The sequence below is a fragment of the Mycobacterium hippophais genome, from assembly GCF_027529605.1.
Classification (GTDB): Bacteria; Actinomycetota; Actinomycetes; order Mycobacteriales; family Mycobacteriaceae; genus Mycobacterium; species Mycobacterium arseniciresistens.
On record NZ_JAPZPY010000029.1, the window covers coordinates 1 to 716 of the forward strand.

Here is a 716-nt window from a genome sequence, read left to right on the forward strand (position 1 = left end):
GTCGAGTACCGCACTGATGTGTTCGATGGTGCCTCGGTGGAGGCGCTTGTTGGGCGGTTGGTGCGGGTGTTGGTGTCGATGACGGGTGATCCGGCTCGGCGGTTGTCGGTCGTTGATGTGCTCGGTGTTGATGAGCACGTTGTGCTCGATGGTTGGGGTAATCGGGGGGTGTTGTCTGGGTCTGCGCCGGGTGGGGTGTCTATTCCGGCGGTGTTCGCTGCTGCGGTGGCGCGGTGTCCGTCGGCGGTGGCGGTGAGTTTTGCTGGTCGGGTGTTGACGTATCGCGAGCTTGATGAGGCGTCGAATCGGTTGGCGCATCTGCTTGTTGGTCAGGGTGTGGGGCCGGGGCGGTCGGTGGTGTTGCTGTTGAACCGGTCGGCTGAAGCTGTGGTGGCGATGGTGGCGGTGCTCAAGGCCGGGGCGGCTTATCTGGCTATTGATCCTTCGGCGCCGGATGGTCGGGTGGAGTTCATGGTCGCTGATGCCGCGCCGGTGGTGGCGATCACGTCGGCGGAGTTGGCTGAGCGGTTGGGTGGTTGTGGGTTGGTGGTCGTCGATGTCGACGATCCGGGGATCGCTGATTATCCGTGCACGGCGCTGCCTGGGCCGGCTGCTGATGATGTCGCCTACCTGATCTACACCTCGGGCACCACGGGGGTGCCCAAAGGTGTTGCGGTCACCCACGCCAACGTGACCGAGTTGATGGAGTCCCTGGA

General features: G+C 64.0%; 1 protein-coding gene. It reads left to right on the forward strand.

Annotated features, from left to right (window positions below; translation table 11 throughout):
• On the forward strand, positions 1-716 hold a 716-nt coding region (locus O6P37_RS28395; protein ID WP_269897213.1), incomplete at both ends, for an AMP-binding protein.